At 52.0% G+C, this 20829-nt stretch carries 17 protein-coding genes; 8 read left to right on the forward strand and 9 right to left on the reverse strand.

Annotated features, from left to right (window positions below):
* Positions 1–5: 5 nt before the first annotated feature.
* On the reverse strand, positions 6–836 hold the full coding sequence (efeU, locus tag FC814_RS00340) for an iron uptake transporter permease EfeU (RefSeq protein ID WP_137325348.1): 831 nt from the start codon (positions 834–836) through the stop codon (positions 6–8).
* Between the two features lie 219 nt (positions 837–1055).
* Entirely contained in the window at positions 1056–2564 is a 1509-nt protein-coding gene (putP, locus tag FC814_RS00345; protein ID WP_137325349.1) for a sodium/proline symporter PutP, read from the reverse strand.
* Positions 2565–2985: 421 nt separating this feature from the next.
* Here putP and putA point away from each other — a divergent pair, with 421 nt between their 5' ends.
* Positions 2986–6948, forward strand: a complete 3963-nt coding sequence (gene putA / locus FC814_RS00350) for a trifunctional transcriptional regulator/proline dehydrogenase/L-glutamate gamma-semialdehyde dehydrogenase (protein ID WP_137325350.1) — start codon at positions 2986–2988, stop codon at positions 6946–6948.
* A gap of 39 nt (positions 6949–6987) precedes the next feature.
* Here the strand turns inward: putA and rutR are convergent, their stop codons facing one another.
* Both rutR and FC814_RS00360 read right to left on the reverse strand, forming a co-directional pair.
* Positions 6988–7626: an HTH-type transcriptional regulator RutR gene (rutR, locus tag FC814_RS00355; RefSeq protein ID WP_137325351.1), complete on the reverse strand. Its 639-nt coding sequence runs from the start codon at positions 7624–7626 to the stop codon at positions 6988–6990.
* Between the two features lie 221 nt (positions 7627–7847).
* Positions 7848–8021 (reverse strand): general stress protein, encoded by a 174-nt coding sequence (locus FC814_RS00360; RefSeq protein WP_001273661.1) that lies wholly within the window; start codon positions 8019–8021, stop codon positions 7848–7850.
* A 361-nt stretch (positions 8022–8382) separates the two neighbouring features.
* On the opposite strand from FC814_RS00360, the gene wrbA reads away from it, so the two are divergent.
* Both wrbA and FC814_RS00370 read left to right on the forward strand, forming a co-directional pair.
* The gene (gene wrbA, locus FC814_RS00365; protein WP_137325352.1) at positions 8383–8979 is read left to right on the forward strand and encodes an NAD(P)H:quinone oxidoreductase; all 597 of its coding nucleotides are present in this window, start codon (positions 8383–8385) and stop codon (positions 8977–8979) included.
* Between the two features lie 20 nt (positions 8980–8999).
* A complete protein-coding gene (locus FC814_RS00370) occupies positions 9000–9227 on the forward strand; it encodes a YccJ family protein (RefSeq protein ID WP_001143120.1) in 228 nt (75 codons plus the stop codon).
* A gap of 37 nt (positions 9228–9264) precedes the next feature.
* On the opposite strand, the gene agp is transcribed toward FC814_RS00370, so the two are convergent.
* Together agp and FC814_RS00380 are read right to left on the reverse strand one after the other, a co-directional pair.
* A complete protein-coding gene (agp, locus tag FC814_RS00375) occupies positions 9265–10506 on the reverse strand; it encodes a bifunctional glucose-1-phosphatase/inositol phosphatase (protein ID WP_137325353.1) in 1242 nt (413 codons plus the stop codon).
* Between the two features lie 157 nt (positions 10507–10663).
* Positions 10664–12097 (reverse strand): hypothetical protein, encoded by a 1434-nt coding sequence (locus FC814_RS00380; protein WP_001285185.1) that lies wholly within the window; start codon positions 12095–12097, stop codon positions 10664–10666.
* Positions 12098–12369: 272 nt separating this feature from the next.
* On the opposite strand from FC814_RS00380, the gene FC814_RS00385 reads away from it, so the two are divergent.
* The 5 genes from FC814_RS00385 (at position 12370) to cbpM (ending at position 16380) form a co-directional block, all read left to right on the forward strand.
* Positions 12370–13284, forward strand: coding sequence for a LysR family transcriptional regulator (locus FC814_RS00385; protein ID WP_000776565.1), 915 nt, complete (start codon positions 12370–12372; stop codon positions 13282–13284).
* A 50-nt stretch (positions 13285–13334) separates the two neighbouring features.
* Entirely contained in the window at positions 13335–14588 is a 1254-nt protein-coding gene (locus tag FC814_RS00390; protein WP_137325354.1) for a D-amino acid dehydrogenase, read from the forward strand.
* Positions 14585–14941: a RidA family protein gene (locus FC814_RS00395; protein WP_024165060.1), complete on the forward strand. Its 357-nt coding sequence runs from the start codon at positions 14585–14587 to the stop codon at positions 14939–14941. The genes FC814_RS00390 and FC814_RS00395 overlap by 4 nt, the downstream gene beginning before the upstream one ends.
* A gap of 213 nt (positions 14942–15154) precedes the next feature.
* On the forward strand, positions 15155–16075 hold the full coding sequence (gene cbpA / locus FC814_RS00400) for a curved DNA-binding protein (protein ID WP_000420621.1): 921 nt from the start codon (positions 15155–15157) through the stop codon (positions 16073–16075).
* Entirely contained in the window at positions 16075–16380 is a 306-nt protein-coding gene (gene cbpM, locus FC814_RS00405) for a chaperone modulator CbpM (protein WP_000024502.1), read from the forward strand. Before cbpA ends, cbpM begins: the two co-directional genes overlap by 1 nt.
* A 53-nt stretch (positions 16381–16433) precedes the next feature.
* Here the strand turns inward: cbpM and torD are convergent, their stop codons facing one another.
* Genes torD through torC form a run of 3 tightly spaced genes read right to left on the reverse strand, consistent with a single transcriptional unit; the run spans position 16434 to position 20748 of the window.
* Positions 16434–17033: a molecular chaperone TorD gene (gene torD, locus FC814_RS00410; RefSeq protein WP_000209885.1), complete on the reverse strand. Its 600-nt coding sequence runs from the start codon at positions 17031–17033 to the stop codon at positions 16434–16436.
* On the reverse strand, positions 17030–19576 hold the full coding sequence (gene torA, locus FC814_RS00415) for a trimethylamine-N-oxide reductase TorA (RefSeq protein ID WP_137325355.1): 2547 nt from the start codon (positions 19574–19576) through the stop codon (positions 17030–17032). The genes torD and torA overlap by 4 nt, the downstream gene beginning before the upstream one ends.
* On the reverse strand, positions 19576–20748 hold the full coding sequence (gene torC / locus FC814_RS00420; RefSeq protein ID WP_137325356.1) for a pentaheme c-type cytochrome TorC: 1173 nt from the start codon (positions 20746–20748) through the stop codon (positions 19576–19578). Before torC ends, torA begins: the two co-directional genes overlap by 1 nt.
* Positions 20749–20829 lie beyond the last annotated feature (81 nt).

Genomic DNA, 20829 nt, shown 5'->3' on the forward strand with positions numbered 1-20829 from the left:
ATTTGTTACGCGGAGCGAGACGCTGTCGTTCCTGCACGTGGCGGCAGAGCAAACGCCACCAGCGCCGGGATGAGATAAATAAACCAGACGGCGACTTCGCTGACGCTCGGCGCTTCCTGATAACCAAAAATACCTTCCATCAGCGTGCCGAACAGCGAGTGAGTTGAGAGCACCGCGCTCATATCGAAGGCAATTTCCTGAAAGTGGTTCCATAATCCGGCTTCATGAAATGCGCGAATGGCACCTGCTGCCAGCCCTGCGGCGACGAAGAGAATAAACAGGCTGGTCCATTTGAAAAATGCGCCAAGATTGAGGCGAATACCGCCCCAGTAGAGCAGGAAACCAAGCACCACGGCCATGGCTAGGCCAAGCATTGCGCCGAGCGGCGGCCAGATCCCGACATCTTGTTGAAATGCCGCCACCAGGAAAAAGACCGACTCCAGCCCTTCCCTTGCAACGGCAAAAAAGACCATCATCACCAGCGCCCAGCCGTGATGATTCCCGCGCTGCAATGCGCTATCGACCGCCTGCTCCAGTTGCACTTTGACGTTGCGCGACACCTTGCGCATCCAGAAAACCATCCAGGTGAGGATCACCACGGCGATCACTGCCACGATACCTTCAAACAGCTCCTGCTCTTTTTGCGGAAATTCGCCGGTGGTTTCATTAATGAAGATACCCAAACCCAGGCACAACGCAGCGGCAAGCAACACGCCAATCCACATGACACCAATCCATCGGCCTCGCTGGGTACGCTTAAGATAGCTGGCAATCAAACTGACAATCAGCGCGGCTTCAAGTCCTTCGCGCAACATAATGAGAAACGGAACAAACATGCCACCCACCCTTAAACGTTTTTCTGAGTCAATCTATGCAAAGAAAAGTAAATCGCAGTGATAGCGATTATCATTACGGTGAAGAAAAACACAAGCGGAATGTAGTGATAATGATGAGGAAATGTAAAAATATTTTGAGAGAAAACACAGAGGGCAATCACTGATTGCCCTCTGTCTGCTTCCCATTATGACGTGGAATTTTCGGTCAAACGCCTTCCCTTAACCTTCCTGCAACCGTGACGGCGGCGCCGAATGATAGTGCGCATCTGCTTCGGCAAAGCGTTTTTGCATCGCCGCTGACGGCGCTTTACCCAGCAAACTAAACACCACAATCCCAATGCTGCCGAAGATAAAGCCCGGAATAATTTCGTACAGACCCAGCCAGCCGAACTGTTTCCAGACGATAACCGTCAGCGCACCGATGATCATCCCCGCCAGCGCGCCGTTGCGCGTCATGCGTGACCACGTCACCGAGAACAGCACCACCGGACCAAACGCCGCGCCAAAGCCTGCCCACGCGTAGCTCACCAGCCCCAGCACGCGGTTTTCCGGGTTCGCTGCCAACGCAATGGCCACCAGCGCCACCACCAGCACCATAACACGCCCTACCCACACCAGTTCTTTCTGGCTGGCATGTTTACGCAGAAATGCTTTGTACAGATCTTCGGTAATCGCACTGGAACATACCAGCAACTGACAGCTTAACGTTGACATCACCGCCGCCAGAATCGCCGACAGCAGGATCCCGGCTATCCACGGGTTAAACAGAATTTGCGCCAGTTCGATAAACACGCGCTCGGCATTCTGATTTACCGCACCTGCTACCGCCGGATGATCATTAAAGTAAGCAATCCCAAAGAAGCCGACAGCCACCGCCCCTGCCAGGCAGAGGATCATCCAGGTCATACTGATACGACGCGCATGGACGATGCTATGGTGAGAATCCGCCGCCATAAAACGCGCCAGAATATGCGGCTGCCCGAAGTAACCCAGCCCCCAGCCCATCAGCGAGATAATGGCGACAAAATTCAGCCCTTTAAGCATATCAACGTTTTCAATGCTCTTTTGTTTGATCACTTCCAGCGAGTCGCCAAATCCACCTACGCTGATAATGACAATAACCGGCGTCAGGATCAGGGCAAAAATCATCAGACTGGCCTGTACGGTATCGGTCCAGCTCACCGCGAGGAACCCACCAATAAAGGTATAAAGGATGGTCGCCGCTGCACCTGCCCACAGAGCCGTTTCGTAGCTCATGCCAAAGGTGCTTTCAAACAGACGCGCGCCTGCCACAATGCCCGAAGCGCAATAAATGGTGAAGAACAGCAAAATAACCAGCGCGGAGATAATACGCAAAATACGGCTTTTATCTTCAAAGCGCCCGGTGAAATAATCCGGCAAGGTTAAGGCGTTATTGTTGTATTCGGTATGCACACGCAACCGCCCGGCCACCAGCTTCCAGTTAATCCATGCGCCTAATGTCAGGCCAATAGCGATCCAGCTTTCAGAAATCCCGGAAAGAAAGACTGCGCCCGGCAACCCCATTAACAGCCAGCCGCTCATATCCGACGCACCCGCCGATAACGCCGTTACAAACGGCCCAAGGCTGCGACCGCCCAGAATATAGTCGTCAAAGTTTTTAGTCGATCGCCAGGCGATAAACCCAATCAATATCATGCCAAAGATATAGACACAAAATGTCACCAACATCGGTGTGCTAATAGCCATCTAAAGTCTCCAAAAAATTATTATCGGCAATGTCGAAACTTGCCGTTATATCTGCCACCGGAACGGGGTAACAGAGTTTATGTTTACCAGGGCGACCGTATCCTGCCGGAAGCGTTGGTTATTCACAATCGATTTAACACATCATTTACATTAAATTTTAGTGCCCAGCGATACTATTTTTCATCAGGTTGCACTCCCTCACATTTTTTGCGGTTGCACCTGTCAAAAATGTTAACTGCCGCAGAGAAAAAGTCTGCGTTATTTTTTTATTCCCTGTCATATCGATTTCTTTTATTAACATTTAATTCATTTTTAAGCTTGCTACGTAAGTCACATTTAACATGGTTGCACAAAGTTGCAACATAATAGATATTTCACAATAACGTTAAGTTGCACCTTTCAGAACAACAGGAGTAATGGCATGGGAACCACCACCATGGGGGTTAAGCTGGACGACGCGACGCGTGAGCGTATTAAGTCTGCCGCGACACGTATCGATCGCACGCCACACTGGTTAATTAAGCAGGCGATTTTTTCTTATCTTGAACAACTGGAGAACAGCGATACCCTGCCGGAGCTGCCTGCGCTGCTTTCTGGCGCTGCCAATGAGAGCGATGAAGCACCGACTCCGGCAGAGGAACCACACCAGCCATTCCTCGACTTTGCCGAGCAAATTTTGCCGCAGTCAGTTTCCCGTGCTGCCATCACCGCTGCCTATCGCCGCCCGGAAACCGAAGCGGTTTCTATGCTGCTGGAACAAGCTCGTCTGCCGCAGCCGGTTGCTGAACAGGCGCACAAACTGGCATATCAACTGGCAGATAAACTGCGTAATCAAAAAAACGCCAGTGGTCGCGCAGGCATGGTTCAGGGGCTATTACAGGAGTTTTCACTGTCATCGCAGGAAGGCGTGGCGCTGATGTGTCTGGCAGAAGCGTTATTGCGTATTCCCGACAAAGCCACCCGTGACGCGTTAATTCGCGACAAAATCAGCAACGGTAACTGGCAGTCACATATTGGTCGTAGCCCGTCTTTGTTTGTAAATGCCGCCACCTGGGGGCTGCTGTTTACCGGCAAACTGGTTTCTACCCATAACGAAGCCAGCCTCTCCCGTTCGCTGAACCGCATTATCGGTAAGAGCGGTGAACCACTGATCCGCAAAGGTGTGGATATGGCGATGCGCCTGATGGGCGAACAGTTTGTCACCGGTGAGACCATCGCGGAAGCATTAGCCAATGCCCGCAAGCTGGAAGAGAAAGGTTTCCGTTACTCTTACGATATGCTCGGCGAAGCCGCGCTGACCGCCGCAGATGCGCAGGCGTATATGGTGTCCTATCAGCAGGCGATTCATGCCATTGGTAAAGCGTCCAACGGTCGTGGCATCTATGAAGGGCCGGGCATTTCAATCAAACTGTCGGCGCTGCATCCGCGTTATAGCCGCGCCCAGTACGACCGGGTAATGGACGAGCTTTACCCGCGTCTGAAATCATTAACCCTGCTGGCGCGTCAGTATGATATTGGTATCAACATTGACGCCGAAGAGGCCGATCGTCTGGAGATCTCCCTCGATTTGCTGGAAAAACTCTGTTTCGAGCCTGAACTGGCAGGCTGGAACGGCATCGGTTTTGTTATTCAGGCTTATCAGAAACGCTGCCCGCTGGTGATCGATTACCTGATTGATCTCGCCACCCGCAGCCGTCGCCGTCTGATGATTCGCCTGGTGAAAGGCGCGTACTGGGACAGTGAAATCAAGCGTGCGCAAATGGACGGCCTTGAAGGTTATCCAGTTTATACCCGTAAGGTGTATACCGACGTTTCTTATCTCGCCTGTGCGAAAAAGCTGCTGGCGGTGCCGAATTTAATTTATCCGCAGTTCGCGACGCACAACGCCCATACGCTGGCGGCAATTTATCAACTGGCGGGTCAAAACTACTACCCGGGTCAGTACGAGTTCCAGTGCCTGCATGGTATGGGCGAGCCACTGTATGAGCAGGTCACCGGGAAAATCGCCGACGGTAAACTTAATCGTCCGTGTCGTATTTATGCCCCTGTCGGCACACATGAAACGCTGCTGGCGTATCTGGTGCGTCGCCTGCTGGAAAATGGTGCCAACACCTCGTTTGTTAACCGTATTGCCGACACCTCTTTGCCACTGGATGAACTGGTTGCCGATCCGGTCGCGGCTGTAGAAAAAATTGCGCAACAGGAAGGGCAAACAGGCTTACCGCATCCGAAAATTCCCCTGCCGCGCGATCTTTACGGTCAGGGGCGCGATAACTCGGCAGGATTAGATCTTGCCAATGAACATCGTCTGGCATCGCTCTCCTCTGCCCTGCTCAACAGCGCACTGCAAAAATGGCAGGCCCAGCCAATGCTGGAACAGCCGGTTTCGACAGGTGAAATGTCGCCCGTTATTAACCCGGCAGAACCAAAAGATATCGTTGGCTATGTGCGTGAAGCCACGCCGCGTGAAGTGGAACAGGCACTGGAAAATGCTGTCAATAACGCGCCAATCTGGTTTGCCACTCCTCCGGCTGAACGTGCGGCGATATTGCATCGCGCTGCCGTGCTGATGGAAAGCCAGATGCAGCAACTGATTGGTATTCTGGTGCGTGAAGTCGGAAAAACCTTCAGTAACGCCATCGCCGAAGTGCGTGAAGCCGTCGATTTTCTCCACTATTACGCGGGACAGGTGCGGGATGATTTCGCTAACGAAACCCACCGTCCATTAGGGCCTGTGGTGTGTATCAGCCCGTGGAACTTCCCGCTGGCGATTTTCACCGGGCAGATCGCTGCCGCTCTGGCGGCAGGTAACAGCGTACTGGCAAAACCGGCAGAACAAACGCCGCTGATTGCCGCGCAAGGGATCGCCATTTTGCTGGAAGCGGGTGTACCGCCAGGCGTAGTGCAGTTGCTGCCAGGTCAGGGTGAAACCGTAGGTGCGCAACTGACGGGGGATGATCGCGTGCGCGGGGTGATGTTTACCGGTTCAACCGAAGTCGCCACGTTACTGCAACGCAATATCGCCAGCCGCCTGGACGCTCAGGGTCGCCCCATTCCGCTCATTGCTGAAACCGGCGGCATGAACGCGATGATTGTCGATTCTTCAGCACTGACCGAACAGGTCGTCGTGGATGTACTGGCTTCGGCGTTCGACAGTGCAGGTCAGCGTTGTTCGGCGCTGCGTGTACTGTGCCTGCAAGATGAGATTGCCGACCACACGCTGAAAATGCTGCGCGGCGCAATGGCTGAGTGCCGAATGGGTAATCCGGGTCGCCTGACCACCGATATCGGGCCGGTAATTGATAGCGAAGCGAAAACCAATATTGAGCGTCATATTCAGACCATGCGCAGCAAAGGCCGTCCGGTGTTCCAGGCGGTGCGGGAAAACAGCGAAGATGCCCGTGAATGGCAAAGCGGCACTTTTGTTGCTCCGACGCTGATCGAACTGGATGACTTTGCCGAATTGCAAAAAGAGGTCTTTGGTCCGGTGCTGCATGTGGTGCGCTACAACCGTAATCAATTGCCGGAGCTGATCGAGCAGATTAACGCTTCCGGTTATGGTCTGACGCTCGGCGTCCATACGCGTATTGATGAAACCATTGCCCAGGTCACTGGCTCAGCGCATGTCGGTAATTTGTATGTTAATCGCAATATGGTTGGTGCGGTGGTTGGTGTGCAGCCGTTCGGCGGCGAAGGGTTGTCCGGTACAGGTCCGAAAGCAGGCGGTCCGCTCTATCTCTACCGTCTGCTGGCGAATAGCCCGGAAAGCGCGCTGGCAGTGACACTCGCGCGTCAGGATGCAGAGTATCCGGTCGATGCACAGTTGAAAGCCGCATTGACTCAGCCACTGAATGCACTGCGGGAATGGGCGGCAAACCGGGCAGAATTGCAGACGTTATGTGCGCAATATGGTGAGCTGGCGCAGGCAGGAACACAGCGATTGCTACCTGGACCGACGGGTGAACGTAATACCTGGACACTGCTGCCGCGTGAGCGCGTGTTGTGTATTGCCGATGATGAACAGGATGCATTAACTCAGCTTGCCGCCGTGTTGGCCGTTGGCAGTCAGGTGCTGTGGACGGATGACGCGCTGCATCGTCAGCTAGTGAAGGCATTGCCATCGGCAGTCAGCGAACGTATTCAACTGGCGAAAGCGGAAAATATTACCGCTCAACCGTTCGATGCGGTGATCTTCCACGGTGATTCGGATCAGCTTCGTGCACTGTGTGAAGCGGTTGCCGCGCGGGATGGCGCAATTGTTTCGGTGCAGGGTTTTGCCCGTGGCGAAAGCAATATCCTGCTGAAACGGCTGTATATCGAACGTTCGCTGAGTGTGAATACCGCTGCCGCTGGCGGTAACGCCAGTTTAATGACGATCGGTTAAACAGGTAGCCGGAGGATGTTACAACCTCCTCCGGCATCTTTAACGTGGTCGAATCCCCTCAATAATAATCCGCTGCACGTTTTCAACCGTTTGATTGAAAAATACCTCATCGCGCAACGTCGCGCCTGTCACCGCCTCCACCTGAGGGGCGAAATCGGCGTAATGTTGAGTGGAAGCCCAAATCATAAAAATCAGATGCTGCGGGTCAATCGGCGCGAGTTTGCCGCTTTTGACCCAACCGGCAATCAGCGCCGATTTCTCATCAATTAATGCTTTCAAATCGCCCGTCAGTTCATCCATTAACAGCGACGCGCCTGCCAGCATCTCCATACAGAACAGGCGCGAAGCCTGCGGATAATCACGGGAGACTTCCAGCTTCAGACGGATGTACTCTTTGATCGCCGCCAGCGGGGCGAAATCTTCACGAAACGCTTTTAACGGTGCCAGCCAGATATCGAGAATCTGCCGCAGCACGGCAATATACAGCGCCTCTTTTGACGGAAAGTAATACAGCAGATTGGTTTTTGAAACACCCGCCAACTCTGCGATCTGCTCCAGCCTTGTGCCGTGAAAACCGAATTGTGAAAAAGTGTCCAGTGCCGCACCAAGAATCGCTTTTTTCTTCGCACTCACTGCGCGCGAACGTTTACCCGTTGTTTTCACTGCGCCTTGCGTCATGCGCTCACCCCTCTTGTAGACTGGCAACAGGATAGCAAAATCAGCACGATGCCTCGACCATCAACATTCACGGCACGAATGAATAATGGTGGAATGAGCGAGAAAGGTATTAACACGAGGATATTAAGGAGAGTACCAGAACGAAAAACCGCCGGAATTACCGGCGGCAGTGGCGTATTGACGCGCGTCAGACAAAACGCATTCGTCATAGAGTAGCCCGGCTAGTTGTTGCTTTTGCCGTGACTGCTTTTGCCCCCTTTTTTTCCTGCTTCAGATGCGCGCTGCGGGTCATTTTTGAAATTCCCCCCGCTGTGCTGTCCACCTTTTTTACCTGCTTCTGATGCTCTTTCGCGGTCTTCTGCAAAATTGCCGGAACCGCCTCGATGGTTTGCCATTACTGACCTCCGTCATCATAGTGCCCAGGATTAACGCGGCGTATGGCGGGTGCCATATTTTCGCTACGTGGGACTAAGCTTAGTGAACTGACGCGGGTAAGCCTGCGTTTGGTAATATCCTGCAACAGCTTCTTAGCGAGAATAGATATCATTTCCGGTAATCAGCCATAAGCCGCTCTTATGATTAAAAAAACACTATGGGATAAAAATGTATCATTTTGCGACAAAATTACATGCTTGTGAAAATTGTTATAAATCAAATAAGTGGTTGTGAAATTTGCACTCTGAATAGGACGTCTTATCTTTAAATGAGTGGTAGCGAATCGCTACGGAATAGAGATAACACGAGGAGTGGTTAGAAATGGCTAAAGTTCTGGTGCTTTATTATTCCATGTACGGACATATCGAAACGATGGCGCGTGCAGTCGCTGAAGGCGTAAGCAAAGTCGATGGCGCAGAAGTTGTCGTTAAGCGTGTACCGGAGACCATGCAGCCGCAATTATTCGAAAAAGCAGGCGGTAAAACGCAAACTGCGCCCGTTGCAACCCCGCAAGAACTGGCCGATTACGACGCGATTATTTTTGGTACACCAACCCGCTTTGGCAATATGTCAGGCCAGATGCGTACTTTCCTGGATCAGACTGGCGGCCTGTGGGCTTCCGGCGCTCTGTACGGCAAACTGGCGAGCGTCTTTAGTTCGACCGGCACCGGCGGCGGTCAGGAACAGACTATCACTTCAACCTGGACGACCCTTGCACATCACGGCATGGTGATTGTCCCCATTGGCTACGCAGCACAGGAATTATTTGACGTCTCGCAGGTTCGCGGCGGAACGCCTTATGGCGCGACCACCATTGCAGGCGGTGACGGTTCGCGCCAGCCCAGTCAGGAAGAGTTGTCTATCGCACGTTACCAGGGGGAATATGTTGCTGGTCTGGCAGTCAAACTTAATGGCTAATCTTCAACAGGAGGATACGCATGCCAACTCAAGAAGCGAAAGCTCATCACGTGGGTGAATGGGCATCTCTGCGCAATACGTCGCCGGAAATAGCCGAGGCCATTTTTGAAGTCGCCGGGTACGACGAGAAAATGGCGGAAAAAATTTGGGAAGAAGGTAGCGATGAAGTGTTAGTCAAAGCCTTTGCCAAAACCGATAAAGATTCGCTTTTTTGGGGCGAACAGACCATCGAACGTAAAAACGTTTAACCAGTGACTCCCCCGTTTCTCGCGGGGGAGTTTTCTGTTATTTCACTGCTTCATTCAACACGCTATCAAACTTATCCATTGGACAGAAACCATCAGCGTCTATCGGGCAACCGCTTAATTCCAGCGTCACCCGCTGAGCCGGAGCCTGTAACGTTAACGCGTCGGCATTACGCAACTGTTCCGAACTTTGATAAACATATTCAATTTTCATCAAATCACGATTGGCTTTGCTGTCATGCCAACGCTGGAAAACGATTTTGCCGCCAATTGGCGTGCGTTCGTTCTGGTCATGCAACTGATAGGGTTTAAAGTCCAGCGCGGTCAGCAATGAGGCGATGTTAGAGTCATGCCCCACCAGCACAGTGATTTTCGGTGCGCTGGCACGATCGGTGGCCAGGGCTTTGTCGATATAACTGACCAGCGGTTTCGCAACATTGCGCGCTACTTCCGGTGAGGTAAACAAGCTGTCCTGGTAGCCGTTTTTCAGCTTCGACAACACCTTCCACTGTTGGTCAGATTTAATTTCCCCCCACGCCACCTGATCCATCGGGAAACCTTCGTAGTATTGCAAAGTGAAAGCATCCACCAGCGAGTTGCCTACTTTCAATGGCCCGGAAACGCCCGGCTCTTGTTGATACTTCGCACTGAAGGTATTTTTGCCATCCACCAGCGAACATTGCTGCTTCTCTTTACAGGCTGGAGAGTCTTTATAGTTAACGATTTTTTCCAGTAGCTGATAGCTGTCAGTCAGTTGTAGTTTGCTGAACTCTTTCTCCATTGCCGCCACCGCCTGCTCACTGAATGCGGCGGAATCATCGGTGATTACCGGGTTAAAGGTTGGATCCATAGTGCCCATTTTTTCCTGGTGATGAACAGGAATATCACATCCAGGGAATGCGCCAGTAATAAAGAATTGTGCGGTAGCGACGGTACGTTGCAGGCTGTTTGCGTAGGCATAAACGGTGTCCGGTGGCGGGCATTCACCCGACTTTACCATCCCCTGCTCTGCCAGCCACTCACGCATGTAATGCCCCATATACACTTCCAGCACGCCCCCTTTAGTGGTGAGCTGCCCGCCGGGAACATCCCATTCTGGCCATTTATTCGGCGTCGACTGCTCAAGCACACTGCCATTATTAGCCAGCGGTGCGCGTAAGTTATGGCGACTCATCATAAGCACTTGCTGTAGCTGATAGCCCTCCGGTACAGCCTGTGCCTGAGTATTTGAAGAAAGCAAAGCCATCCCTGCCACGGCTGCGGCGATTAGCGTTTTTTTCATTCCTCACACCTCTTTTGTTATCAATGATTAAAGAGTGTGACAGAAATATGACTTATTTCCGGGAACCGGTTCGCAAATTAGCAGATAACGAGGCGGGAAACTTGCAGGGCACCAGGCGATGACTGACAGTAGCTGCGCTATCGCCTGGTTTGTATCGTTAAACTAATATCTGAAACAGCACGGCAAAAAGAATGATATTGGCAATGACAATGGTCCAACCGTTATAAAGCATATATTTCAGATGGGTTGATTGTGCCAGCCCCATTTGACCAAACATATCCGATGAAGGGAAAGGCCCAAACCAGTCCACTTGCGATGAGGCCAACAATACCGCCGTTGTCCCCTGTGGCGGCACTCCCGCAGCCATCAACATCGGACCAAATATTTTGTGCGTAAAGGTCATCTGAGCAACAGCGGCGCCTGGCACATGACCGATAATGTTAAAGGCAAAAATACAGAAGCAAAGCCATGCTGGTGATATCCCGGTTAACAGAGGTTGAGTGTATTCGAGCAACCCCTGATACGCCTGCAGGCTATCCATAAGTTCCAGAATCGGGTTATACAGCCAGTAGAGCAGAAACATCCACACCAGTCTGCCACACCCCTTATACAGCGCCTGCAGTATCCCGGCAGGGCTTAATCCTCCCACCAGTCCGGTGATCAAAGCCACCAGTAACATCACGATAATGGCAAAACTAAAACCTGCTTTTATCACTACACCGATAACCGCCATAACAATAATGGTTGCGGCAAATGCCAGCGCGCTGAGCTTGCGACGGCGAACACGGGCGGGCTGCTCTTCTTCCTGAGTTTTCTCAGAGAGATCCACTTCGTAATGTAATTTTCCTTCCGTCATCTTCTGAATTCGCCCGGCCATGATCCAGCCAGCGAATAACGTCACGGCGCTCATTGGTAGCCCAACGTACATCAGGTATTGCGGATAAGTCAGGCCGCCGAGTTGTAAAATCGTCACGGTACTGGGAGTAAATGGCCCGGTAAACAATCCCACTGAACCCGCCGTCATCATCAGTGCAGCCACCGTGGGAGGCGTCAGCCGTACTGCCGCCGCCACAGGAATAATCACCGCGACAATAATGGCATTGCCACCTGCCATAGTGCCCAGCGCGCCACAGATGAGAATGGAAGAGACAACGATGCCAAATTTGACCCGCGTCTGGCTGGAAAGCCCGATACGATGTACCACAAATTTGACCAGTTCAACGGCGGCTCCGGTACGTGTTGCCACTTCCCCGACACCGGCACCAAGCATAATGATCAGACCAACTGTGGCGATAAACGATCCCGTCGATTTTGCCAGCATGGTGCCCATTTCAGGTAAGCCGGTGGAAGTCATTATCATCGCAATAATAATCGATGAAATAACCGCCAGAACAATATCGACGCCTATCAACGAGAGCACCGCTAACGCTACCAGCGGTGTAAAACCAAGCAGTCCGAGTTCATTACCTGGACGCCCCTGACACCAGAACGCTGTCAGTAAAAAAACAACCAACAGTAAACCAATAATGACATTCTTTTTGGTGATATTTTGTCTGGTTAGCGAACCACCAGCGAGCATTGAGTCACTCATATAACTCCTTAACCCCATCGAATCGACCATCAATATCAGCCGATGTATTTGGACAGCTCAGAAAATACCCCCCCTCGTTATTATTGTTAGCAAAATGCACTGAGGGTTTGTCCGGGTACTACAGGTATTATTCTGAGTTCGTAATTAACCCCTTTAGGTGGGCAAATAACGCATTGTTACCAGAACAGGCGTTACAGATTAAATTTATGTTAACTCGGTGTTACCATGAAATGACTTTTTATCTATTGTCTATAACTCTGGGTTAACTCTTAATGAAACTGCGCCACCTGGAAATCTTCTATGCCGTAATGACATGCGGGACACTTTCCCGGGCAGCGGAATCGCTGAATATTTCCCAGCCGGCCGCCAGTAAAGCGTTAAAAAACGCTGAACAAAAACTCGGGTTTCAGCTCTTTCAGCGAGTGCGTGGCAAGCTTCTTCCAACCAGCGAAGCGATCACACTTTTTGAAAAAGCGCAGTCGATTTATCACGAACTCGATAACCTGCGACTGCTGGCCGATAACCTGACGCGAGATCCGCGAGCCAGAATAGCTCTGGGATGTCTGCCAAGCCTGGGATTAAGTCTGGTGCCGGAAATAGTCACTGCGTTTTACCAGCAGAATGCGAATCTGGTAATGACACTGACGACAGAGCACACCGAAACGTTGGTTAAAAAGCTTGATCTCCGCGAGATTGATCTGGCTCTGACGCTACAGCCGATTCAACAGGGGGAGATTATGACGACGCTGATAGCCGAAGTTCCGCTGGTTTATATCGACCGGGACTATCGACAGGGCGCGGTAGAAATAGACAAGATTGACCAACAACGCTGGATTTCTCCCGGCCCCTATTCCCTTTCTGATGCAATAGCTAAACGACGTGATTTTTTGACGACACGCCTGAATGTCCAGACCTATTACATGGCGACTGAATTTGTAAAACGAGGAATGGGATGCAGTATTACCGATATTTTCTCTGCCCGTCATAACCTCCCGGCAGAGACAATTCACCCCATCGCCCCCCCAATGAAAATTGACCTTTGTTTGCTACGCCGTGCCGATGTTTCGCTTAGCCCTATTACACAAAAATTTGTCGATTTCCTCTGTCAGCAATTACGTCAGCAACTGCGAGCCATTAACCTTGAGTTATACCCTGAAAATAAAAAGTCAATTGCTCCTCAGGCCTAAATGTTTTGACATATCCCCAACGCACTTATTAGCGGTGGATATCTCAGGTGATGAAAAAACGCATTGTAGTTATTGGCGGCGGGGTAATTGGTCTGGCGACAGCATGGGTGCTGGTAAAACAGGGCCATCAGGTGCAATTGTTAGAACGCAACAGTCAGGCAGGCGTCGCCACCAGTTTCGCTAATGGCGGGCAACTCAGCTATCGCTACGTTGCCCCTCTGGCGGATAAAGGCGTACCGATGCAGGGGCTTAAATGGATGGGGAAAAGTGACTCCCCTCTGAATATGCGTTTGCGCCTGTCATTTAGCCAGTGGCGCTGGTTGCTGGCGTTTTTAATGTCCTGTAATAGCCGGACAAATAAACTCAATGGCGACCATATTTTACGCTTATCACTGTTAAGTCGTCAGGTCATGGAAGCATGGTTGCTGGAAGATAATCTTGATGATTTTCACTGGCGCCGTTCTGGCAAACTGATTATTCATCGCCGTCAGCAAGATTTAGCCAAAGCGGCAAAAGGCATTGATCCGCAATTTCAACAGGCTTTATCACGCGAAGAGTGTGTTCATCTTGAACCTGCACTAAAACATATTGGTCATTCCCTGTGCGGTGGTATTTACTCCCCCGGCGATGAAACGGCAGATTGCTATAAGTTCTGTCAGGCATTACTTACCAAACTTAATGCCAGCGCGAATTTTTCGCTACAAACCGGTTGTGAAGTTTTGCAGTTGAATAAAAAAGGTGAGCGCATTGTCTCTATTACCACCCGCACTGGAACGCTGGTTGCGGATGATTATGTCGTTGCCGCCGGTAATGGCAGCACGCATTTGCTTGCCGGAACCGGGACTCACGTACCGCTCTGCGGTTTGAAAGGTTACAGTCTGACGCTCCCCTTCCCACAAAAAATGGGGATCGCACCACAAATCAGTGTCACCGACTATGGTCATAAAATTGTCTATGCCCGACTCGGTGATCGGTTGCGCATCGCCGCCATGGTCGATATTGGCTATGACGGTAATGAACTGCGCTCTGAACGCATTGGCGCCCTAAAACAGATCGTAGCGGCCAGCTTTCCGCAACTACAAGGTATCGATGAGGCCGAATTATGGACGGGTATGCGTCCATCCACCCCTGCGGGTCCGCCACTATTAGGACGGGCGAAGTATCAAAATCTATGGATGAATCTTGGTCAGGGCAGTCTGGGCTTTACGCTGGCGGCGGGTAGTGCCGTGGTGTTAGGCGCTCTGCTGTCGGGCGAAGACCCTGCAATTTCACTTGATGGACTGACATGGAGCCAATCAGCTTGAATATCAAACGTAATAACCCACAACCGCGTCTTGCCGCCAGCGTGGAATATGGCAATCTTGTTTTTCTCTCCGGTCAGACACCGAAGAGCAATACCCCGTCCATCGCGCAACAAACGCGCGAAGTGCTGGAGAAAATCGACGAATTACTTGCGGCAGCTGACAGTGATAAATTTCATCTCTTGTCCGCTCAGATATGGTTAAAAGATATCAGCCGCGATTTTGCCGATTTCAACGACGTATGGGTTAGCTGGATACCAGAAGGATATAGCCCGGCACGTGCTACCGTACAAGCTGAGATGGCCCGCCCGGAGATTCTGGTTGAAGTGATGGTAACTGCGGTAAAAGCGGGATAAGCCCCCATTTTCTGCCCCCTGGCAAGGTCGTCATGGGGCATCCCTGAAGGTTAAACGTCCCCTCTTTTACCTGCCAACATTCAGGCTGAAAATATCATTTTTAGTTATGTTGTTGTCTCTGGCCTACGATTTTTTCTGATTTCCCCTACACTTAACACTGATACCTTGTCAGGGGTTTCCCTTTGTCTGTATTGATTTACGCGAGATAACGCTATGGAATTAAAGGATTATTACGCCATCATGGGCGTGAAACCGACGGACGATCTCAAGACAATCAAGACCGCCTATCGTCGACTGGCCCGTAAATACCATCCCGATGTCAGTAAAGAACCCGATGCCGAAGCCCGCTTTAAAGAGGTCGCTGAAGCGTGGGAAGTGTTGAGTGATGAGCAACGTCGCGCTGAGTATGATCAGATGTGGCAACATCGCAACGATCCGCAATTTAACCGTCAGTTCCATCATGGCGACGGTCAGAGTTTTAACGCCGAAGATTTTGACGATATCTTCTCGTCAATTTTCGGTCAACATGCCCGCCAGAGCCGCCAACGCCCCGCCACACGTGGCCACGATATTGAAATCGAAGTGGCGGTATTCCTTGAAGAAACGCTTACTGAGCACAAGCGTACCATCAGCTATAACCTGCCGGTTTATAACGCCTTTGGCATGATCGAACAGGAAATCCCGAAAACGCTGAATGTGAAGATCCCGGCGGGCGTCGGCAATGGTCAACGCATCCGCCTGAAAGGCCAGGGGACGCCGGGCGAAAACGGTGGCCCGAATGGCGATTTGTGGCTGGTGATTCATATTGCGCCGCATCCGTTGTTTGATATTGTCGGTCAGGATCTGGAAATTGTGGTGCCGGTTAGCCCGTGGGAAGCGGCGCTGGGTGCTAAAGTCACCGTCCCAACACTGAAAGAAAGCATTTTGCTGACTATCCCGCCAGGCAGTCAGGCCGGGCAACGATTACGCGTTAAAGGCAAAGGTCTGGTGAGCAAAAAACAGACCGGCGATCTGTATGCGGTACTGAAAATCGTGATGCCGCCGAAACCAGATGAAAACACTGCCGCGCTGTGGCAGCAACTGGCAGACGCCCAGTCGTCTTTTGATCCACGCAAAGATTGGGGGAAAGCATGATGGCTAATGTTATGGTGACTTTTACCATTACCGAATTTTGCCTGCATACCGGCATCTCTGAAGAGGAGTTGAATGAAATTGTCGGTTTGGGGGTGGTTGAACCGCGTGAGATCCAGGAAACAACCTGGGTATTTGACGACCATGCCGCCATTGTGGTGCAACGCGCGGTACGGCTGCGTAATGAGCTGGCGCTGGACTGGCCGGGGATCGCGGTGGCGCTGACGTTAATGGATGATATTGCACATCTGAAACAGGAAAACCGCCTGCTGCGCCAGCGGCTTTCCCGGTTTGTGGCTCATCCGTGAGTTTGTTGCCTGATGCGACGCTTACCGCGTCTTATCAGGCCTACAAATCGGCATTATCTCTTTTGGTTGTCGCACTCCACCAACACCTGCAATAACTGGCTTAGTGCCGCGTAAAAACCAAAGCTATCATACTGACGGCAACGCGCAGCAAACTCCGGTAACCAGCGCCACAGCGCCGTCAGTGTTTTTTGCCGCAAACTTTCGATTCCTCGCGCAGGAACGGTCCCCTCTCCCAGCGAAAAATGCAGATGACTCAACAACTCGAGATAGATCGCCAGATGATCTGCCGGTTCGTTGAAATTGCCGCTGGTTTCCATCCCCGCCTCAACTAACAAGCGTTTAATCTCTTGCTCGTCCTGTTTGTAGGCCGATGCATACGGCAGCGCGGCTTGTTTGTCGGTCATCAGAAACAGGCCGCAAAAGTCAGCGGCCAGTTCCAGACGAGCATCGTCACGTACTGTCAGCGTGGCAATACGGTTTTCCAGATCATTCACCGCCGCTGTGAGCGGCGGTTCGCTTTTCAGCAACGAAAACCATTCAGCCATCTGCGCACTGGCGATTTGCGTCAGTTGTTCATCGTCCAGTTCACGGGAGAACAACTGCGCCAGCCAGGCGTAAACACAGGCAATCTGTTGTGCTGTCAGCGTGGTCATGATTTCACCTGCGACGCCGGAACATATTCGCACTGCGCCACCATCTCCACGGGGCCGTTAAACGCCGTCACCTGCTCCACTGTTCCGTTGTACTTCTCAATTTCCACCAGCGTAGTGTGTGCACTGGTCGCCTGCGCCAGCTGCGAAGTTCCGATGTCGATGGTCAACACGTTGGGGTTACCGTATTTGCACAGCGCACCAGGCTCGCCACCTTTATCTGGATCGTACCATGCCCCTTCGTGAATTCGCGCCACGCCGGGTGCATAGCGGTCAGAAACTACTGCTCCTGCCAACACCTGACCGCGAGCGTTAAACACGCGTACCACATCACCGTTACGAATACCGCGCGCACTGGCATCCTGCGGGCTAATAAATACTGGCTCTTTACCCGCTACCGTATATTGCTGACGCAGGGTTTCAGATTCACATAACTGTGAGTGAAGTCGGAAATCGGGATGCACAGATTGCAGATGCAACGGATACTTCTGCGAGCCGGGTCCACCGTGGGAACGTTCGATTTTCTCAAACCACATCGGATGCCCCTGACAATCGTCGTAGTTCATATCGGCGATGGTTTTCGAGTAGATCTCAATCAGGCCACTCGGCGTGCCCAGCGGTTCGAGATCCGGATCTTCGCGGAATGCCTGGTGGCGAACAAACATCTGCGGATGGTCAAACTCGACGTACTCTTTGTTATTCCAGAAGTCATCAAACGCTGGCAGATGAACGCCGCGTCCTTTGCCTTGTTGTACACCTTCCTGCCAGATGCGTTTCAGCCAGCCCATTTCGTCCAGTCCTTCGGTAAAGGCTTCTTCGCGATTAAAGCGGCGGCACAGCTCGCGGAAAATATCAAAGTCGTTGCGCGCCTCGAACTGCGGCGGCACGACCTGTTTCATGGCGATAATGCCACGGTTGGAGTGGTTGCCGTACTGGTCGAGATCGTTACGCTCAAACTGCGTGGTCGCAGGCAGCACGATGTCGGCAAAGCGGCAGGTTGAGGTCCACTGGTTATCTATGGCGATAACCGTTTCCAGCTTGCGCCAGCCTTCAATAATGCGGTTGATCTGCTGATGGCGATGGAACGGGTTAGTTCCGGCAAAAATACACATTTTCAGCGGCGGCAGTTTTACCGATTTACCGTTCCAGTTGATCACTTTCCCCGGTTCGAGGATCGCATCGATAAAACGGGCAATCGGAATGGTGCTGCTGTAGCCTTTGTAGTCACTGTTATCGTGAACAGGCGGAATCGACGTAGAGCCGGAGAAACCACTCAGAATAACGCCTTTACGCCCCGGCGTGCCTGCGCCGTTATAGTGCCAGCCAAAACCAAAGCCACCACCTGGCAGGCCAATTTGCCCCAGCATCGCCGCCAGAACGACAATCATCCACGCCCACTGTTCACCGTGCTGCATACGCTGCACGCACCAGCCAGAAATAATTTGCGTTCTGTTCGCCGCCATCTGCCGCGCCAGCCCACGAATGGTTTCGGCATCAATGCCGGTCAGTTTTTCAGCCCATGCGGCATCTTTCGGCTGACCGTCTTTCTCACCCAGCAGATACGGCAGGAACTGCTCAAAACCCACACAGTAGTTAGCGAGGAAGTTTTTGTCGTACAGGTTTTCACTGTACAGCGTATGTGCCAGCGCCAGTTGCAGCGGCACGTCAGTTTGCGGGTTAACCGCAATGTGCTTCACATGCTCGCGCCCCAGATACTCATGGGTGGATGTGACAACCGGATCGATGCTGATGACCACAACTTCACCGGCGGCGACTTTCGCTTTTAGCTGCTCGTAATATTCATAAACATCGTGATCCGGGCACCACCAGTTCGCTTGCTGGTTTTTCAGCAAATCGGAGCCCCACAGCACAATGGTTTTGCTGTTCTGCAATACCAGCGGCCAGGAGGTTTGCTGTTCATACACTTCCATCGAACCGACTACGCGCGGCAGGATCACCTGCGCAGCACCGGTAGAGTAATCTCCGCCCGTACCCACGCTATTACCATGCAAGGCAATAGCTTTCGCCAGCATCCCCGAAGCGTTATGGAACATCCCCGTCGATTGCCAACCACTGGCGGTCAGCAAGGCACTCGGCCCGTGAGTTTTCTGCACGCGTTCCAGTTCTTCATAGAACATGTCGAGGGCTTCATCCCAGCTCACGCGCACAAAACGGTTATCACCGCGCTGGGAGGTATCGCTGAGATGGCGCTTACGCAGCCAGTCCACGCGTACCATCGGATAACGAATACGCGCCGCGTTGTGTACGTGATCCGGCAATCCGGCGATCATTTTCGACGGATATTTATCCAGTTCGAACGGTTTTGCCGCCACAAAGCGACCATCCTTCACCGTCGCGCGGATAGCCCCCCAGTGCGATCCGGTCAGAATGCCCTCTTTCGAGGTGACGGCCTCAGTAGCCGCTTGCGCCGCAGTCGCACGGCGCGGCGTTAACAATGACGGCCCCAACATCCCGGCGACGGTTAAGCCGCCGAGCTGCGCCAGAAAACGCCGACGTGATGCCTGAAAGAGATCGTTATTGTTCATTATTTTTCTTCCTTCTTATCGCCGTGAGCCTTACCTGCGGTGTCAGACGCATTCATTTGCAGATATTTCAACAAGGTGCGTTCTTCACGTTTATCGAGGCTGGTAAAGCCAATCATGCCGTTGAGCGTGCCGATCCAACCATTAGCGTCAAAGTGGGAGATTTCCGGTGCGCCGTGGCACTGGTTACAGGTGCCGTTGTACAACGAATCCGCATAAGCCCAGATCGGTTTGATATCGTTCACCATGTCGCCTTTCTTCATCCACGCGGTGGCCTGTAACTTGCTCCACTCGGTATTGGTGTCGGTAACGGTGGTTTTCTCCAGCGTTTTCACCTGCTGCTGCACATCACCACGAATCGAGGCAACAAAGATGCGTTTGCCTGGGAACTGGGTGAGTACACGCTGACGTCCGGCGCTTTCTGTCCAGCCGGTAATCTCAATTTGCAGCCAGTCGCCGTCACGTTTAAGGACTTTCACTTCCGAAGCAGGCAGCAGTGAACCAGACGCTTCTTTATCGCCTTTCGCCGCATAAATCGGCTTAATATCAATAGAGTACAGCGTGTCACCACTGTCATTAGCACTGGCGCGCAACTCGTCGAACTGCTTACGGAAGCCGCTACTCATATCCGGTAACTGGTGGGCAATACCTTTATGACAGTCGATGCAAGATTGATTATCTTTCGCTGCCACCTTCATCTGACGTGCCGCTTCCGGATGCTGCTTCGCATGATCCATCGCATCGTAGTTATGGCAGGAGCGGCAGGTTGCCGAGTTGTTTTCTTTCATTCGCGCCCATTCACGCTCGGCAAGTTCCGCGCGTTTGGCTTCGAATTTTTCAGGTGTATCAATGGAGTGGGCAATAAAGGTCTGGTAGATATCGTTGCTCGCTTCCAGTTTGCGCTTCACCATGCCTGTAATATCCGGCGGGATATGACAGTCATGGCATTCAGCTCGCACGCCGGAGGCGTTCTGGAAATGCACCGACTGTTTATATTCTTCATACACCGGTTGCATACTGTGGCAACTGACACAAAATTCGGTTGTGCTGGTGACTTTGATCCCAACGTGTGGCAATACAATCAGCGCAATGCCAATCACAATCCCAATAGCGACCAGCGCCAGTACCGACCAACGAGCACTGGGTCGGCGTAGCGCGTTCCAGAGTTTCCGCATAATAGCCCCTGTAAAATTATGGTTTAGTGAAGCGATCTTAATGAGTAAATATGAACAGCGGCACTGGTCAGGATGAACGGC

Source organism: Escherichia sp. MR (genome assembly GCF_005280595.1).
Classification (GTDB): domain Bacteria; phylum Pseudomonadota; class Gammaproteobacteria; order Enterobacterales; family Enterobacteriaceae; genus Escherichia; species Escherichia ruysiae.

What these genes read in the sequence shown, in the direction of transcription:
- cbpM (WP_000024502.1), top strand. Translation starts at nt 16,075, where the DNA reads ATGGCTAATGTTATGGTGACTTTTACCATTACCGAATTTTGCCTGCAT.
- FC814_RS00380 (WP_001285185.1), bottom strand. Translation starts at nt 12,097, where the DNA reads ATGAGTGACTCAATGCTCGCTGGTGGTTCGCTAACCAGACAAAATATC.
- putA (WP_137325350.1), top strand. Translation starts at nt 2,986, where the DNA reads ATGGGAACCACCACCATGGGGGTTAAGCTGGACGACGCGACGCGTGAG.
- torD (WP_000209885.1), bottom strand. Translation starts at nt 17,033, where the DNA reads ATGACCACGCTGACAGCACAACAGATTGCCTGTGTTTACGCCTGGCTG.
- torC (WP_137325356.1), bottom strand. Translation starts at nt 20,748, where the DNA reads ATGCGGAAACTCTGGAACGCGCTACGCCGACCCAGTGCTCGTTGGTCG.
- efeU (WP_137325348.1), bottom strand. Translation starts at nt 836, where the DNA reads ATGTTTGTTCCGTTTCTCATTATGTTGCGCGAAGGACTTGAAGCCGCG.
- putP (WP_137325349.1), bottom strand. Translation starts at nt 2,564, where the DNA reads ATGGCTATTAGCACACCGATGTTGGTGACATTTTGTGTCTATATCTTT.
- FC814_RS00385 (WP_000776565.1), top strand. Translation starts at nt 12,370, where the DNA reads ATGAAACTGCGCCACCTGGAAATCTTCTATGCCGTAATGACATGCGGG.
- agp (WP_137325353.1), bottom strand. Translation starts at nt 10,506, where the DNA reads ATGAAAAAAACGCTAATCGCCGCAGCCGTGGCAGGGATGGCTTTGCTT.
- rutR (WP_137325351.1), bottom strand. Translation starts at nt 7,626, where the DNA reads ATGACGCAAGGCGCAGTGAAAACAACGGGTAAACGTTCGCGCGCAGTG.
- FC814_RS00360 (WP_001273661.1), bottom strand. Translation starts at nt 8,021, where the DNA reads ATGGCAAACCATCGAGGCGGTTCCGGCAATTTTGCAGAAGACCGCGAA.
- torA (WP_137325355.1), bottom strand. Translation starts at nt 19,576, where the DNA reads ATGAACAATAACGATCTCTTTCAGGCATCACGTCGGCGTTTTCTGGCG.
- cbpA (WP_000420621.1), top strand. Translation starts at nt 15,155, where the DNA reads ATGGAATTAAAGGATTATTACGCCATCATGGGCGTGAAACCGACGGAC.
- FC814_RS00370 (WP_001143120.1), top strand. Translation starts at nt 9,000, where the DNA reads ATGCCAACTCAAGAAGCGAAAGCTCATCACGTGGGTGAATGGGCATCT.
- FC814_RS00390 (WP_137325354.1), top strand. Translation starts at nt 13,335, where the DNA reads ATGAAAAAACGCATTGTAGTTATTGGCGGCGGGGTAATTGGTCTGGCG.
- wrbA (WP_137325352.1), top strand. Translation starts at nt 8,383, where the DNA reads ATGGCTAAAGTTCTGGTGCTTTATTATTCCATGTACGGACATATCGAA.